We start from the raw sequence: 16,480 nt of genomic DNA, 5'->3' as shown, positions 1-16,480 counted from the left end.
CGATTGATAAATGTTTGTCCTCATTTAGAAGGAGTAAACCAAATTTAGATTAGCAGAAACAGTGAAAAGCCTATTCCCTCCCTGAAAATCCAGTGTTGCTTTTTTTGATCCATACCATTGGTAATTCGTCGCCTTAACAAATTCTGTAGATGAACTAATGTTAAATTTATTCCATTTAAAATCAGCTAAAACGCCCGTTGAAAAATCAAGCCATGGAAACTGATTTGGAACCTCTTGTTTGATTTGATAATAGAAATCTTGATGATTTTCTATTCTTTTCAAAATCACACCTAACTTAGAATATCCATGTACAATTGAAGCCTCTAGTATTTGAGTGTTAGCTCCAATACCCACTCCAGGCCCCATAGATTCGCCAAAATTAGAAAATCCCCTCACTTGATAATGAGTTAACCAGCTTGTATTGGTAACTCCTAACAGAGGATATCGAATATACCTATTTACTGATTCTTGCTGTTGGACAATCTCCGCCCTAACTTGAATAAACTTACCAGGATTTGGAAGTTGAAATAATTTTTGAAACCCTAAAATATAAGCCCTAGTATGTTCGGGATTTAAAATGAATTCTCTCCAATTAAAATTATGATCATGCTTTCCAAATTCAGAATATATTTCGAATTTACCTTTAGCACTTTTAAACCTAAAAAATACCGAAACGATCTGATCCTGGGCTTGTTGATCATAAATCACTGAGTTTCCGTTTTGAAATAATTTTTCTTTCTGAAAAACCTCGAAAACAGGCAATATGCCAGAGAATGTTCGAGGGGTATCTTTACTGTATCGTTGAAAAACCCTGTTAAAACCCACTGAGAAATTCTTTAAAAATTTGGGTGAATATGTCAATGATAGTCCATTAATATACCTCCAATCCCCAGAGAAAGGCTGAAAATAGAGTGAATTTAATCGTTGATTTTGAGTTGGGGCAATGCCCGAGTCCTTTGCTTTGCCAAAAAGTAAAGAAGCTTCCAGAAAGCCAATTCCAATATTTGCTGGAGACTTTGTTCCCAAAAATAAATGAGGAATCCCCCTAGCATTGTTACTAAAAATAAGACCAGAAAATTGACCTGGTCCCCACCAAATATTTTGAGTGCTAAATCCAAGATGAGCTTTGCCAATAGAAAACGAAATGTAAGACTGCCCTAAGTGAGCCAACCTATTAAATTCACTTGGGAACCATTCAGGATTATCCCCAAAATTCCAATATCTAAACCTAGATAATGCTGAAGTCCCTGAAAGGGAATCTGAGTAACCATTAAAAGCTTTATTTTGACTGAGCATAAATTCTGGCCTAAATTGGATTTCCAAAAAATTAAGTTTGAAAAAAATACCAGGAGAAAGTAATGTTTGTATACCATTACCATTTTTAAGTCCATAATTACCCCAACCAAAGGGTCGATTTGTATTTAAGATTGTCGTACTAAAAAGCGGGAGAATTTTTATTGATTTTTTTTCCAAAGTAATTGAATCAACGACTTCAATGTTGTTATTCAAATTTTTTGTCAATCTTAGGTTCAAATCTTCTTTCAAAGGAATTGGCCTTAATCCAAAAGAAAAATCTTTATATCCATTTCCTAAAATTTGTTGTCTTCTTGCAAACTCTTCAAAAACTGGAATACCTGCGGGAAGAGTTTGCCCGTTTAATCCAAAAACGAAAACTATAAAATAAAAAAAAGCGAAAAGAAAAATCGCATCAAAAATTTAACTGTCCAATGATTTAAACATTTTAATATATTTCTTAGAAATTGCTTTCCAAGAATAATTTTTCTTCGCAAGCTTAGCTAATTCTACCATCATCGCAAGTCGATCTAGTTCCCTGATTTGTAATAACAATGATTTTAATTCATCGAAATTATTAAAATACAATGCTTTTCCAAAAGTTGTTTCTCTATTATACTTCACTCCAAAAGCAATTACTGGAAGTCCCAAATACATCGCCTCAACTAATGAAGGATTTGTTCCACCGGCACTATGACCATGCAGATAAAAGAAACAATTTGACCTAAGCACATTTAATTCCTCCATTTCATAAATCGGATTATAGAGGATAATATTTTTTACTTTTGAATAGTCATGGTATAGCTTCATTCCGTACTCGTTGGCGCTCCAATTTCCAACAACTACGTAAGGCATACCTATATCACATTCCTTAAATGCTCTAAGCTGCATTTCAATATTATTTTCAGGCTCAATTCTACATACTGTGAACACATAGGGGCTATCCAAAAAGGAAAATTTCTTCTTGTAGTCATTTGTATCCACAGGGGACACGTGGTCAGCACCATAGGCAATTAAACAGGAATCTTTTTGGTATTCGGCGAGGATATAATCTTGAATATGCTTATTATCAGCGATAACTCCATGAGAAAACATCACTGCTAATCTTTCAGAGAATTTTAGAAACCTTTTTGCAAACCACCCCCACTTATCTCTCCTCCACTCTAAGCCATCAATATGAGTGACAATTTTTGCCTTGGTGAAAGGACGAAGAAAGGGGATCATGACTGCCCCAGAAACACCCAATAGAAGAATAAAATGATGATTTCTACAGGATTTAATCAAGGAAATGGAATCATAAATAATACTTTGAGCGCCATTTGCCTTATAATCTAAATAGGCAAGCTTTGCTCCTTTGTATAATTCGAATTTTTCTGGATAGGACCTGCTTTCACAAAAGACCGTAACCTCAAAATACTTGGGCAAATGATCCAGTAAATTATCTACGAGAGTTTCAAACCCTCCGTAGTTAGCAGGTACTCCAACAATTCCAAGGATTGCTAACTTTTTTTTATTCATTGAAATACTTTATGATTAAAAATGTGATTGGATGCAAAACAATCCGAAGTGGTAATTTCCTGTTGTCACGAAAAAATCAAAAAAATAAAGTGACTTAAAAAGTGAAAGGAAAATTCATTTTCTAAAATCATTAGTAGGATTTACCGATAGCTTGAAATCTAAATCCCAGCTGGTTCATTTCTGCTCCATCAAGTATATTCCGCCCATCAAACACATTAGCTGGCTTAAGCATTAATTCATAAATCTGACCCCAATCAAGAATTTTAAATTCGTCCCATTCCGTCAGAATAGCTACTGCATGTGCATCCTTACATGCTTCATATGGGTCGGTTGCAACCTGAACTAGTTGTCTGTTTTCCTCCGGAAATCGGGTATTCAAATAATCGAGATCGGCATAAACTTTTTCTTTAGGGACTTTAGGGTCGTAAACACAAATATTGGCACGCTCACTCAGAAGGAAGTCTGCTACGTAGATAGCGGCTGACTCACGCGTATCGTTAGTATCTTTTTTAAACGCCCATCCCAAGAAGGCGATTTTTTTACCGCTGACCGTATTGTATAAATTTTTTATAATTTTCTTAGCAAATCTGACTTTCTGATGGTCATTCATTTTGATCACCTGCTCCCAATAATCTGCTACTTCGTTAAGTTGATAACTCCTACTAATGTAGACCATATTTAGAATATCTTTTTGAAAACACGACCCTCCAAATCCAACTGAGGCTTTCAAAAACTTTGGACCAATTCTGGAGTCTGTGCCAATTGCCTTTGCCACTTCTTCCACGTTAGCACCTGTAGCCTCACAAAGCTCAGAAATCGCATTGATCGAGGATACTCGTTGAGCCAGAAAGGCATTAGCTGTAAGTTTGGAAAGCTCAGATGACCAAACATTGGTCGTAAGAATTTTTTCCCTTGGAACCCAATTTGCATATACATCCACCAAAGCCTGGATAGCCTCTTTACCTTCAGGAGTATCATCTCCTCCTATCAAGACTCGATCTGGATTATCCAAATCAGGTATGGCTGTACCTTCTGCCAAAAACTCTGGATTGGATAAAATCTGAAACTTTAATCCGTTGCCTGTGTTGTGAAGAATATCTTTTACGGCCTGGGCTGTACGAACAGGAAGTGTAGATTTTTCAACCACAATTTTATCCGATTTGGATGCTTCAGCAATTTGTCTAGCACAAAGTTCCACCCACTTAAGGTCAGCTGCCATTCCTTTTCCTTCTCCATAGGTTTTGGTTGGAGTATTCACTGAGATAAAGACCATGTCTGCCTCTTGAATAGAGGAATTCACATCGGTGGAAAAGAAAAGATTTCGTCCACGAGCTTCAGCCACTACACGGTCCAGACCAGGTTCATAAACAGGAATCTGAGAAAGATCCTCATGGTTCCATGCATCGATTCTATCTTGATTGATATCAACCACAATTACCTTGATGTCAGGGCATTTCTGAGCAATGACAGACATGGTAGGTCCACCCACATAACCTGCACCGATACAACAAATAGTTTTGACTTTCATAAAATGAATATTATATGGAAATTTTGAAATCTAGCTTTTCTTTAACTTTTAACTTGATCATCCTTTAGAGAAACCAAGGCGATATAACGTGGAAAAAAACAAGGTCAGAAGCAAAAAAAACATTTTGTTCAAAGGCCTAATTTTTAATGAATTTTTAAATAGATACCATAAATCGCTACTCGTATCAAAACCTCTTTCGAGGAGAAATTCTTGATATCTCAACAAAACTCTGCCATGACGATAGGATTTTCTGATTTTGGCCAAAGGATTGGATTGAGAGGCTCCTAATACATTTTTGTCATGCTGCCTATAATAACTCAAGGCCTCAGGAATAAATTGGTAAGGCAATGCACCCCGCAACACCCACAAGGCCAAATACCAATCATGCATAGGTATACGATCGTCAAATTGGAGATTGATTTGTTTTAAAAATTTCCCTGTGACGGTGATCGTGTGTCCGATCACGCAATTCGACAAATAAAGGCTAGGTAAGGAAAAATCTCTTTTTATGTCCCAAAATTTCTGATAGAACGAAGGTTTGAGAACCCTCAAATCAGAATCTGCAATCATCACATCATGAAAAACAAAATCAGCACCTTCCTGAAGGTATTTCAAAACAGATTCATTTTTCTTATCCACCCAGACATCATCCTGATCACTTAAAAACAAAATATAATCCAAACCATCATAATGATCTCTTATCCAGGAAATAGAGTTAAGAAAAGAATGACAAGCTGATTTGGCTTCATCGAAATAGTGAGAGGATATCTTTCCCGATTCTTCCTTTAAGGATTCGATGACCGCTCGTGTAGCATCAGAGGAAAAGTAGTCATGTATAATGATTTGATCCAAAGGAACGCTCTGACTAAGCATGCTCCTTACCTGATCCGACAAGTATTCTTCCCCGTTATGACTACAGATTAGCGCGATCTTGATCATCCACTTTTTTAAAGAAATAACAACAAGTCAAAAACCAAATCGGCAAAAACAGCCATGGGTTGACAAATCCCACGGAAAAATACATCATAGTACTAGCAAGGGGTCTTTTCACTCCGCTGAAATAAAAAATTAAAAGAATAAAAATCCCAAACATTAAAAATCCAATTAAACCAAATTGGAGAAACAACATTGGTAGTTGCATTTCTATCTGATAGGGTTGGCTAAAATCTGTCACAAACTCATCCATCACAAAACCAAATCCCCTACCAAAAAAAAAGTAATCACTACTGATCAATCCAAAAATACTCATTAACTGATTGAATTTAAAAATTATACTCAAAGCCAAATCAGCTCTGATTACAAATGAAATTAACTCTAGTCCTATGAAAAAAACTCCCAAAAGAATCAATGGCAAGAAATACCAAATTCGTTTCATTATAAGTAATCTATGATCCATCCAAAGTCTCCAAACGAAGAAAATAATGATAAAAAAACTTTTACACAATACAAATACATAAAAAAAAGTAAGGGCAAAAAGGACTACATTCAGGTAGTTTTTTTTGAAAAGTCTATAATCATTAAGGACAATCAAAGGAGTAGTTTCTATAAAGACTCTATGAATAGCACCATCAGTGCCACGGATAAAATTTAAGCCTCTAAAGAAGCTGAAATCAAGATTAAAAACATAAAAAACAATCGCTAAACTTATGGATACGAAATTAAAAATAGTAATCCACTTCAGATCAAAGGAAAAATTGGTTCGATAGGAGTGACCTATTAATATTGCCGATATAACAAATAAAGCAAAGCCTAAAAAGTGAATAAACCCAAATTCATTTCGTAAGGAATCATTAATCCACAGCAGGGCTAAAAAACCACCTGATGTAATGAAGAAAAGCATAAAATAAAATAATATCTTATCTTTTCTGGATAAGAGGAATGCTACTACCTGTACAGGTAACAGCGCTTTTTGGCTCACTAATAAAAAAATTGGCCAAACTGAAAACATCCAATTGGTCAATTGGATATCCTTAATTTTCATTCCACTTATTAAGTATGGATGAGGATTTTATTTTTTTAAAACCGAATTTACTATGTATATCTTTCTTAAGAAAGATGCTAAAATTGAGCTCATTAGGATGAAAAACTGCTCGGATATTATCAAAAAAACCAAAGTGAAGCAAAAAATTAACGTACGCCTTAAGTCTCATAAAAAAACTCGGAATAAATAAAACTGAATATGTCCACTTTAAATAATCCACCACAAATTCAAAAGTCTTAAGCTCAAACTCCTGAATCACTTCGTATCTCGAAAAAGGTCGGTCGTTTGCAAGACAAATTTGCTTCAATAAAACCTGAGAATTGGTATCATCAATAAGATTAATCCCAAACAAAAAGGATTGAAAATGAGGCCTTATTTCTTCACTCAAGCTAAATGACACAAAAGTAGAGTTGTCCAATAGGCCACTTATCTTTTTTAAAGTTTTAATAAAAACGAGAGGATCAGTTATTTCAATAGAATTATTTAAGAAAATAAGTCTAGAAACCCCTTCCTGTTTACATTCCAAAAATCCTCGTAGATAGCAATTTAGATCATACCCTTGTGTGGGATTTGATATAAATTTGATACTGGAAGGCAAATCATTTAAATTAGTCAGTTCTCCATTGTAGACTAACAAAACCTGAAAAGAAGGATCTGTGGAAACAAAATTAAGGAACTGTAATACATCCTCTCTTAGTTTGGATTTCTTTTCATAAACAGCAAAAATAAGTGTTATCAAACCCAAGTTATTAAATAAGATCAACGAGTTTGTATAACCAATCCATACAATATATCAATCCAATCAAAAAATCTATTCAAAGGCTGATTGGAATCATAGAAACGCTTAAAAGCCACATAACCTATCCAAGTATTGAATCTTGTTTGATACCTTTTGTGAAGGTCTACTGAAAAATAAGGGCTTCTGCGAGCTGAATAAACTCCTGTAACGTAGTCGATATTCAACTTCCACAATACATACATCAAAGAAAGTTGGTCCCGTTTGGTTTTTTGAAAAAACTCTTCCCACCACATTTCCATAGCTGCGATTATTTTAGGATCATGTTGCCTTCTAAATATCAGGTTATTTTCAGTCAACCCATAGTTTTCCGGGAATCCATCTTCCTTGTAGGAATTCATTTGAGACACCACCAAGGCTGAATTTCCTTTTTTAGATTTAATAATTATCTCGGCTTCCTGATAAATACAATTTCTTGCAAAATGATCCGGCAAAACGAACGTATGTGGGCAATTCTTCAAAAAGCGGAATAATTCACTAGCTTTCTCTTTGATCTGGATATTAGAATCCACATAAAAGCTCATTGAATATTCCTTAAGATAAATGTGAGGGAAAAACTTATATATCCTATTCAATTCCACTTGGCTGCGACCCTCTGTAGGCACAAGCCTGATATCCCACACTTGGGATACTAATCCTGCCTGATCAGTGAAGCAGACAAAATCCACATCACTAAATTTTCCCACAGGATCTCTTAGCACATCGTAATCTCCAAAAAGTGCTGTATAGACGACTAATCGTTCCAGGTTCACTTCATCCATTTTTCATACCACATCTGGAAAACTAGAATAGTCCAAACTTTCCCCAGAAGGTAATCATGACCTTTTAAAAATTGGTCTTTAATCCGGATGATTTGAGACACATTAAATAAGCCATGGGTTTTTAATTTTTCCGGACTGAAATAATAGTCCATATAATCATAAAACCCTACTTTCAACCATCTTTCTAGAGGAATACTAAACCCCATTTTTGGGCGGTCAAGAAGTTCTTTTGGAATATACTTATGGGTAATCTCTTTCAGGAGATATTTCTTATTTCCATTCTTAATTTTATAATTAGAATCAATTCGAGATACAAATTCAATAAGTCGATAATCAAGTAGGGGCTCTCTTCCTTCGAGACTGATAGACATAGTGGACCTATCTACTTTAGTCAAAATATTATCAAGCTGATAGGTCTTGAAATCAAGGGCCAACATTTTGTCCAATTCTGACAGATCTTGAGATAACAGAGCCAATTCATCAAAGCCTGTAAGGGTCTTGTGAGCTTCAAACTGAGCAAGATCATTCAACTCCGAGGTGGTAAAAAACTTCTGGAGACTCTCCATGAAATCTGTTTGGGACTCAGATTTCATAAAAGATATCGCCCGGTAATATTTTTCTGTAAACTTTGGAAACATAGAATTGATTCTAATTTTCCTCGGTGTAACCATTTCCAAAACATTGGAAACCTCCTTCCTATTTGGTAATCTACTAAAACGATCAAAATATTTTCCCGCAGTTAGGTATTTTTCATAGCCCCCAAACAATTCATCCCCACCATCAGCACTAAGAGAAACAGTCACCTGCTGCTTTGCTAATCTACTTACCAGAATAGTTGGTATCATCGAACTATCAGCGAATGGCTCATCGAAAAAAAGAGGGAGTTCAGGTAGAATTTCCAATGCGTCTTTTTCACCGCAATAGTATTCGTTGTGATCTGTACCCAAAAAGTCGGCTATCTTTTTGGCATGATGGGCTTCATTATACTGTTCTTCAGCAAAACCAATCGAAAAAGTTTTAATCTTTTCAGTTCGTGAAGACTGTAAAAGTGCAGTAACTGCAGATGAATCGTAGCCTCCACTCAAAAACACGCCGACCGGAACATCCGACACCATTCTATACTCACAGGCAGATTTCAATAGAGTCTCTGTCTGATCCAATATTTCGTCGGGTTCTAAGACAAGTTTTTCTTTATTATAGCAATCAATTACATTCCAATAGGAGGAGGTCTTTATAGAATCCTCAAAGACAGAAAATTCCAAAATATGGCCAGCCTTTAATTTGAAGGAATTTTTGAAAATAGTATAAGGCTCTGGAATATATCCATATTGAAAAAACAAACTCAACCCTTGGGTATCTATCTCCTTAATAAACGAGGGATGCTCATGGAAGCTTTTTAGCTCACTAGCAAATAAAAATAGCCCATCATGATAATACCAATACAAAGGCTTAACCCCCGCACGATCACGAATCAACGTCAAAATCCCTTGCTCGGAATCAAAGATTACTATAGCAAACATGCCGTTTAATCGATGAACCATCTCTTTGCCCCAACGGCTAAAGGCTTTAAGAATGACCTCTGTATCGGAATTGGAATCAAATGAAAATCCTTCAGCTTCCAAGTCGGCACGAATTTCTTTGAAATTATAAACTTCACCGTTGAAAATTATTTTCAATTTACCAAAAACCATAGGTTGATGACCCTGTTCAGTCAAGTCTAAGATAGAAAGACGACGGTGTCCTAACCCTATTTGTGATTTCGCAGTATTTGTTAAAAAATATCCGGCATCATCGGGCCCCCTATGAATCAATGAATCAGTCATCTTTCTTAAAATTACCTCATCAGAAGAAAATTTAAAGTCAACAAAACCCGAAACTCCACACATGAAAATCTACATTTGATTATTAAAACCTAGTCAAAGCGAATGACTCAATGTTTAGAAAACTCTTTGAAAATACCATTCTCACCTAATCGAACTGCATTAAATAAAAACTTAATCCTTTTATAAATAAATGCTGGTTTTTGTAAAAACTTGAACATTGACCAATAACAAATAATTAAGTGAAAGGAAATTTTATTAATAAAATATATTAAATTACTCTTTTTGATTTGTTGATAAAAAAAAGCAGTATTTCTAAAAGAATAATACAATTTAAATAAAGAAATACTTGGACTAAATATATCTTCTCCATCTTTAAAGGACATATCCAAGTCCTCAATCTGACTAGAATACACTAAAAATTGCGGAATACCAGATCTATATAACCTTAGTGTATACTCATGATCATCCACATAAACAAAAAACTCATTATTGGGCAAACCAATTCTACGTAAATTATCTACACGGGAAAATAAGCCTCCATATGGACCATATTTTACCCCAACAATTGGATAATTTATATCCTTGGGAATTAGCTCTAGACTATTTTTAGAAAACTTACTTTTCAAGTACCTAAAAATATCAAAACCGCAATAGCCATTAATTAAAGGGCCTTTAATTTCTCCTTTAGTAACCGCTGCCAAATCATCTTTCCATTGATTGCCTCTATAACTGTACAATACAGGATTAGCAATTCTTACTGAAAGATACTTGTAGGCTTCTTGAAGAGCAAAAAGGGAACCGGCGCAAGGCAAATTATCATCATCCAAAAACCAGAAAAAAAAATCCTCTTGTCGCTTAAATCCATAGTCCAATACCAAAGAATAGGCTCCTGCGGTGCCTAAGTTTTCTTGATTGGTAAAGACTCTAAGGTCTGAAGTTTTATTCTTCAGCTCATCAATTTGCAATTTTATCTCCTTGGGACATCCGTTGTCCACTACCCAAACTTCACTAACTCCTTCACGAAACACCGCTTTAACGACTTGTTCCAAAAGATGAAATCTATTACTGTATGTTACAATTACTGCAACTACTTGCATTTCATAGTCAAGAAAAGTAGAACCTATACAAAATATCCAAATTCATAAACTATTTTGAAGTCTTCTGAATCTCAAAATAAATTTCATAACAAGGAAAAATATAGGTAAATGTCTCTTCATATAATTCTTTCATATAATTAGAAGAATTAAATACTCTAGTAAGAAACTTCTTAAACAAATTTCTTAGCCTAAAATCAGATCTAAAAATCAGTTTCACATCCACAATATCAAAATCCAAGTCATTATAATAGGTAGGCACCCTGCGCTTAAAAAATGAATTTTTACTAAAGTAGGAGATAGAATAAAGCCCCCAAAAACTTTTGTGTGTATAATCGCTGTAATAATAGGGATTTGAAAAGTGAGGCACGATATTTATCATCTTTCCATTTGGCTTCAACACCCTAGAAACCTCTCTTAAAAAATTTGGTAGATTATCGATATGCTCCAAAAAATGACTGGACCTAATCTCATCTATAGATGAATCTGGGATAAAACTGAACCCATTAGATAAATCACACACATAATCTACACTTTCCTTGGCCATAATATCTAACCCAATACAATGCTCAAATTGTTTAGTTTCTCCAGGGCCTAATTCAAGGACGCATTTGCCATATTTAGATTTATAATCAAATAGTATATCGTCAAACTTATCGGTGTGCATTGTAGATCAAATAACTTGAATAATATAAAGATATTGTAATTAAAATTTCAGAAATTAAAGTAGAATACAAAGCCCCTCTATAATCATAAGTTGGCACTAAAACAAAAAGCAAAATAAGGTCTACTAATACACCCACCCAAACTATAAAACTAAATCTTTTTGAATTTCCTGTTGCCAATAAATATTGAACAGCGGGAACATTAATACCAATTATAAATAAAGCTACAGCAAGAAGTTGCAAAATCTCTATCACTATAGGCTGCTGTTCTCCGGAAACCAGATAAGAAATAAAATCCGCAAAGAAGAATGTGCTAAAAAAAATAACTATTGACAGAATTAAAGAGATTGAAAATAAATCCCTAAGCCTACTTGAAATTGAATATCCAACACTTACCTGGGCTTGAGAAACGCTAGGAAAAAATGCCTGCGAGATGACCACATTTAATCCATTAATCGCTTCAAAAATCTTTTTTCCAATTGAGTAAAATCCAAGATTTACAGGATCAAGGTAAAATCCCAATAAAACTATAGAATTATTTTTATAGCCCAGAATAGCTAGATTAGAAGTGAATATATTCCAACCATCCTTTAAATAAAAAGAAATGACTTCTCTTTTGGGAACAGAGAATTTCACTTTAAATTTTCTTACAATCAGAAAAGTAGAGATCAATCCTACAATTAATATACCGATAGAATTAAGCAATGGAACCAACCATACGTCTAATTTTTCTCTAACGAATAGAAAAATACCTAAAGTAAAAATCAATTTAGCTACAATACTCAAATAGGTAATGTATTTCATCCTTTCAATACCCTGAAAAAACCAAACTGGAAAAAGTATCTGCCCTACTACCATACCGAAAGATAGTAACAGTAGGTTCTTTAACTGCATAAAATACTCAATCAAAAAAATCAAAAAAAGCATCAAAAGAAAACAAATCGCCATCAACAGAAATTTTATTAACATCACAGAGGAAAAAATCTCTTCTAATTTTTTAGGTGAATCTCTATGAATAGATACTTGACGTGTTGCAGATAGATTAAAACCATAATCTGTAACTAATATAAAATAAGATGATACCGCTAAAGAGAAAGAAAGAACTCCATATTGATCAACTCCCAGCACTCTGACTAAGTACGGAAACGTAACCAATGGCATGATATAATTCATGCCCTGAAGCACCAATAAATTAAAAATATTTGAAATTAAGCTTTCTCTACCCAAAATTCAAAAAAACATGATTTAAAGAAGATTTTTAGAAAGATGATTTTGGGCATTATTGGTGACTTTATACGCCTAGTCTTGATAAAAATTCTAAAGTAATTATATAAGATATCGAGAAAAACAACCCGATAAAGGTAAAAAGTAGCAGCAAAATTGATCCACTTAAATTGGCTTTTTCTATGGGTACAGTGACCGGTTGTATGACAGACAACACAGGAGTATCTTTAGCGACTTGCATTTTGGCCTGCTCGACTTGCTTAGCTAGCTCTGTATATACTCCAAAAGTGAAATTATATTCTGCTTCGAGCTTCTGAAGCTGATTTAAGACTGAAGCTGAAGCCAAATCCTGGTTTCTATCTCTGAAATAGGCCAATTTTCGCTGGGCCTCTTCAAACTCTGTTTTTTTCTCAAGAAACCGCTCTTCGGTAAATTTCAATTGTTCATTAGCATTCTGGATTTTGAACTGAATAATTTCTTTTTGCAATAAGATCTCCGCAAACTTTGCCATTTCTGCGGCCATCAAAGGATCGGGCATTACAAAGTTGATGGATACCACACCTTCTTTCTCATTGGGTGTAACCTTTAGCTGAGTTGCTAATCTTTTAAAATGTGCATGCTCTTCCCTGCTTACACGGATGATACCATCCTCTTTCTTAATAAACTCTTCCTGGACTTCACTTTTGATTGAATTAAGTAAAAGTCCAGGCAATCCTATCGTATACTTCTTAATACCTTCAAAAACTCCCGGAGAATAATACTTTTGATAATAGTCTTTATAGGAGATTGGTGATTCCAGTCCATCCACGGTGAGTTTAGCCTCCAATAACGCTTTTTGAAAAGTTACCGAGGAAACAATTTTAGGATAGAGCGTGGGAGGAATTTCAGAACCCGGAGCCCCCCCTCCCAAATTGATACCTGCTAGTGATGCCAATCCACCGAGAGCATTTTCTCCTTTGGAAGATTCTCCTGTTTGTGGAATAAAGGTGGACGAAGCTTCAAATTCCTTGGGGGTGAGTATTGCAACTAGTACTCCCAACACCATAAATACCAATGTAAATTTGGTAATAAACCACTTTTTAACCCAAACAAGCTTGACTAGATAAACCAAATCTATCTCGTCAATGGTATTATTCAATTTACTTTCGGACATTTTTATTGATAAAGCTTGGGAAAAGTTATTGCACCAACTGATTGACTATCAAAGCCAAAGTAGCTAGACTTGAGGCTATACCTATCCAAGCTTGAGGCGATAGCCGCTCACGCTCAGGCTTTGAAGGCACGATGATTTCTGCGCCTGGTTCTATTTTGGGATAAGAATTAAAAAACAAAAACTTCTCTGTCCTTTTAACATCTCCATTTGCATACACTACGTAAGACCTTCCCTTTCTTGCTTTGTCGGTAAAGCCTCCTGATTTAGAAATATAAGACCTAAACCCTCTAAAATTCTCAAATCTTGCTGTCGTAGGAAATAAAACCTCTCCTCTCATTCTGACAGTTTGCAGTTCTTTCGGAATACTTAAAACATCTCCTTCTTTCAAAATCAAATCAAATGGGCCGTAGGGATTTGCCAAGATTTCATTGAGGTCAATACCAATCAACTCGACATCCTTGATTTTAAGAGGTTTGATGTTTTCGTCCGTATCAGCCAAAAGCATCAAATTTTCCTTTTTCAAGTCTTCTGACTGTGTGTCTTCAGAGTTTCCTTTAAAACCTGACTTTTCAGTCATTTCCTTTTGCTTATTCAGCAATTTAGTTTCTATACTTTTCATAAGGATACGCTCAGCTTGAGTCCATTCTGAACTATCCCTATCCATGATCTTCTGTAACTCTTCCAAGTTACTCAGCTTTATATCTTCTTCCGTGGGAGATTTAAAAAATTCATTCCTTCTGATCAACGTGGCACCTTTTGGATAAGCATAATTGGTCAATCCACCTGCTCTTTTTAACAGATCTGAAATCCTTTCGTTAGCATGTGCAATAGCAAATTCACCTGGATACATAGCTTCACCTTCTACGCTGACAAGTTGAGTACGTTGAAATCCAGGACTTCTTCTAACCATGATATGATCAAATGGCTGCAGAATTGTTTGAGAATTTTGACCACTTATTTTCAGATCGCTCGTGATGTCTATGATGATGATTTCCGCCAATTTTCCAGAAACATCATTCTTTATTCTCCTAGCAATTTCTATTCTGGAGGAAGTTGCAGATTCTTTGAAGCCTCCGGCTCGCAAAATCAAATCGCCGACCTTCATATTTTCGCCGAAAGGAAAAGTACCAGGATTGTTTATTTCTCCAGATATCTTAACATAATACTCCTCTTTGAGGTCATAAATACTTGGAATATGTAACCAGTCTTCCCTTTTCAATAAGATATCAGGGGTAGTTCCATTGGTTATGGAAGGAATATCAATTTCCAAAATCTCCAATGAAAAATCGGTTTTGGTTCGGTAAAGAGTTGCCCTATTAAGGAATGCATCCTCTCTGATTCCATCCGCTTTCGCGATTAAATCCTTAATACCCATACCTTCTGAAAGCGAAAACGAACCTGGTCTTTGCACAGCACCAGAGATTTGGATGCGATTTTCAAATTTCATCTGGATTTTGCCGATTCTGATGATATCTCCATCTACTGGAAAAAACGAACCGTAACTGGTCCTATCGACGTCCTCTATTTTTAAGTCTTTTCCTGTTTTTCTCGACACCGTAATGCGATCTTTGTACGCATCACTTCCAAAGCCGCCGGCAAACCTCAAAAGATCTTCAATCGACTCGCCCGATTTCAATTCAAATAAGCCATCTCTACGAACTGGACCAATGATTTCAATTCGATTTTTGAATGGGGGTACAATAATTACATCGTTATCTTTTAAAACAAGGCTGCTATTAAACTCACCCTTAGAGATGAAATTGTAAATATCTACCTCCTGAAGTAGCCTGTTGTCCCTGTAAATCTGAATATGCCTAAATGATCCATTCTCATTAAGACCACCAGCAGCAAAAAGTGCATTGATAGGTGAAGCAAATGAAGGCAAGGTATAAGTTCCTGGATTGTTTAACTCGCCAACTAATGACACATTCACAGTTTTGATATTCCCCAGCCTAACCTCTAAAAAGGTATTGCCTGCAGATAATCCTGAATAAATTTGATTAAGTGAACTTTTAATCCTTGATGTAGCTGCAGCCACTGAGGATCCACCCACCTGAACGGATCCCACATTAGGTATTAAAATCCTGCCATCTGGATTAATCTTCAAGTCAAATGACTGCTGGGAAGCACCATATACATCAATAAGTAATTGATCACCAGGACCCAAGACATAATTTGGCGGAGTAGGAATATTTAGACTAGGTGTGAAATTTATCTTTTTGTTATAAAAAAGTGTGAACCCAAATATCTTTTTTTGAATTGGCGAAAGTTCATAGTATGGATCAGATTTTCTCAACGAATCAAATATATCATCTTCACTTTCCCTACCTTCCACCGATCTGAGTATTCCACCGGCATTTGATTCCAACCTTGATTTTGGACCAGACCTTCTTGATTTTAATGCATCTATTCGCTGACGAAGTTTAGCCGCTTCGCTTAAAGGCATCCCTCTTTCTATTGCAACAGATTGAAGTTGTTCCTCATTTAATCCCGATGCTTCCGCTCTTTTGATTAGTTGCTCCAACTGTGCATCCGAAAGGTTGTCCACCTTCAGATTCTGTATATCCATGAGGGATTGAGAATAGGCGAGTGGGATAATTACTAGAACCAGAAATACTAGGATTATTCTTTTCATTTCAATTTC

At 35.4% G+C, this 16,480-nt stretch carries 13 protein-coding genes; all 13 read right to left on the bottom strand.

All coding sequences use genetic code 11. The features are described 5' to 3' along the window. Positions 1-24: 24 nt before the first annotated feature. The gene (locus ACFPIK_RS00625) at positions 25-1,545 is read right to left on the bottom strand and encodes a capsule assembly Wzi family protein (RefSeq protein WP_377911145.1); all 1,521 of its coding nucleotides are present in this window, start codon (positions 1,543-1,545) and stop codon (positions 25-27) included. 171 nt (positions 1,546-1,716) lie between these two features. Continuing rightward, positions 1,717-2,811: a DUF1972 domain-containing protein gene (locus ACFPIK_RS00620; RefSeq protein WP_377911143.1), complete on the bottom strand. Its 1,095-nt coding sequence runs from the start codon at positions 2,809-2,811 to the stop codon at positions 1,717-1,719. 130 nt (positions 2,812-2,941) lie between these two features. Next, positions 2,942-4,339 carry a UDP-glucose 6-dehydrogenase gene (locus tag ACFPIK_RS00615; protein ID WP_377911141.1) on the bottom strand — a complete coding sequence of 466 codons (1,398 nt, stop codon included), beginning with the start codon at positions 4,337-4,339 and terminating at the stop codon, positions 2,942-2,944. Positions 4,340-4,396: 57 nt separating this feature from the next. Continuing rightward, positions 4,397-5,278, bottom strand: a complete 882-nt coding sequence (locus ACFPIK_RS00610) for a glycosyltransferase (protein WP_377911139.1) — start codon at positions 5,276-5,278, stop codon at positions 4,397-4,399. Then, positions 5,253-6,320 (bottom strand): hypothetical protein, encoded by a 1,068-nt coding sequence (locus ACFPIK_RS00605; RefSeq protein WP_377911137.1) that lies wholly within the window; start codon positions 6,318-6,320, stop codon positions 5,253-5,255. Before ACFPIK_RS00605 ends, ACFPIK_RS00610 begins: the two co-directional genes overlap by 26 nt. Further along, positions 6,310-7,059 (bottom strand): hypothetical protein, encoded by a 750-nt coding sequence (locus tag ACFPIK_RS00600; protein ID WP_377911135.1) that lies wholly within the window; start codon positions 7,057-7,059, stop codon positions 6,310-6,312. The genes ACFPIK_RS00605 and ACFPIK_RS00600 overlap by 11 nt, the downstream gene beginning before the upstream one ends. A gap of 20 nt (positions 7,060-7,079) precedes the next feature. After that, entirely contained in the window at positions 7,080-7,868 is a 789-nt protein-coding gene (locus ACFPIK_RS00595) for a glycosyltransferase domain-containing protein (protein ID WP_377911133.1), read from the bottom strand. Further along, entirely contained in the window at positions 7,865-9,763 is a 1,899-nt protein-coding gene (asnB, locus tag ACFPIK_RS00590) for an asparagine synthase (glutamine-hydrolyzing) (protein WP_377911131.1), read from the bottom strand. Before asnB ends, ACFPIK_RS00595 begins: the two co-directional genes overlap by 4 nt. 44 nt (positions 9,764-9,807) lie before the next feature. Then, on the bottom strand, positions 9,808-10,797 hold the full coding sequence (locus tag ACFPIK_RS00585; protein WP_377911129.1) for a glycosyltransferase: 990 nt from the start codon (positions 10,795-10,797) through the stop codon (positions 9,808-9,810). Positions 10,798-10,846: 49 nt separating this feature from the next. Further along, on the bottom strand, positions 10,847-11,461 hold the full coding sequence (locus ACFPIK_RS00580) for a class I SAM-dependent methyltransferase (RefSeq protein ID WP_377911127.1): 615 nt from the start codon (positions 11,459-11,461) through the stop codon (positions 10,847-10,849). Next, a complete protein-coding gene (locus tag ACFPIK_RS00575; RefSeq protein ID WP_377911125.1) occupies positions 11,448-12,686 on the bottom strand; it encodes a flippase in 1,239 nt (412 codons plus the stop codon). Before ACFPIK_RS00575 ends, ACFPIK_RS00580 begins: the two co-directional genes overlap by 14 nt. Positions 12,687-12,750: 64 nt before the next feature. Further along, positions 12,751-13,836, bottom strand: coding sequence for a Wzz/FepE/Etk N-terminal domain-containing protein (locus tag ACFPIK_RS00570; protein WP_377911123.1), 1,086 nt, complete (start codon positions 13,834-13,836; stop codon positions 12,751-12,753). Between the two features lie 25 nt (positions 13,837-13,861). After that, positions 13,862-16,471 (bottom strand): SLBB domain-containing protein, encoded by a 2,610-nt coding sequence (locus ACFPIK_RS00565; RefSeq protein ID WP_417281684.1) that lies wholly within the window; start codon positions 16,469-16,471, stop codon positions 13,862-13,864. Positions 16,472-16,480 lie beyond the last annotated feature (9 nt).

The sequence above is a fragment of the Algoriphagus aquatilis genome (assembly GCF_042657405.1).
Lineage (GTDB): Bacteria > Bacteroidota > Bacteroidia > Cytophagales > Cyclobacteriaceae > Algoriphagus > Algoriphagus aquatilis.
Note: the sequence above shows the minus strand (reverse complement) of the source record. Positions and strands in the feature narration are given on the sequence as shown.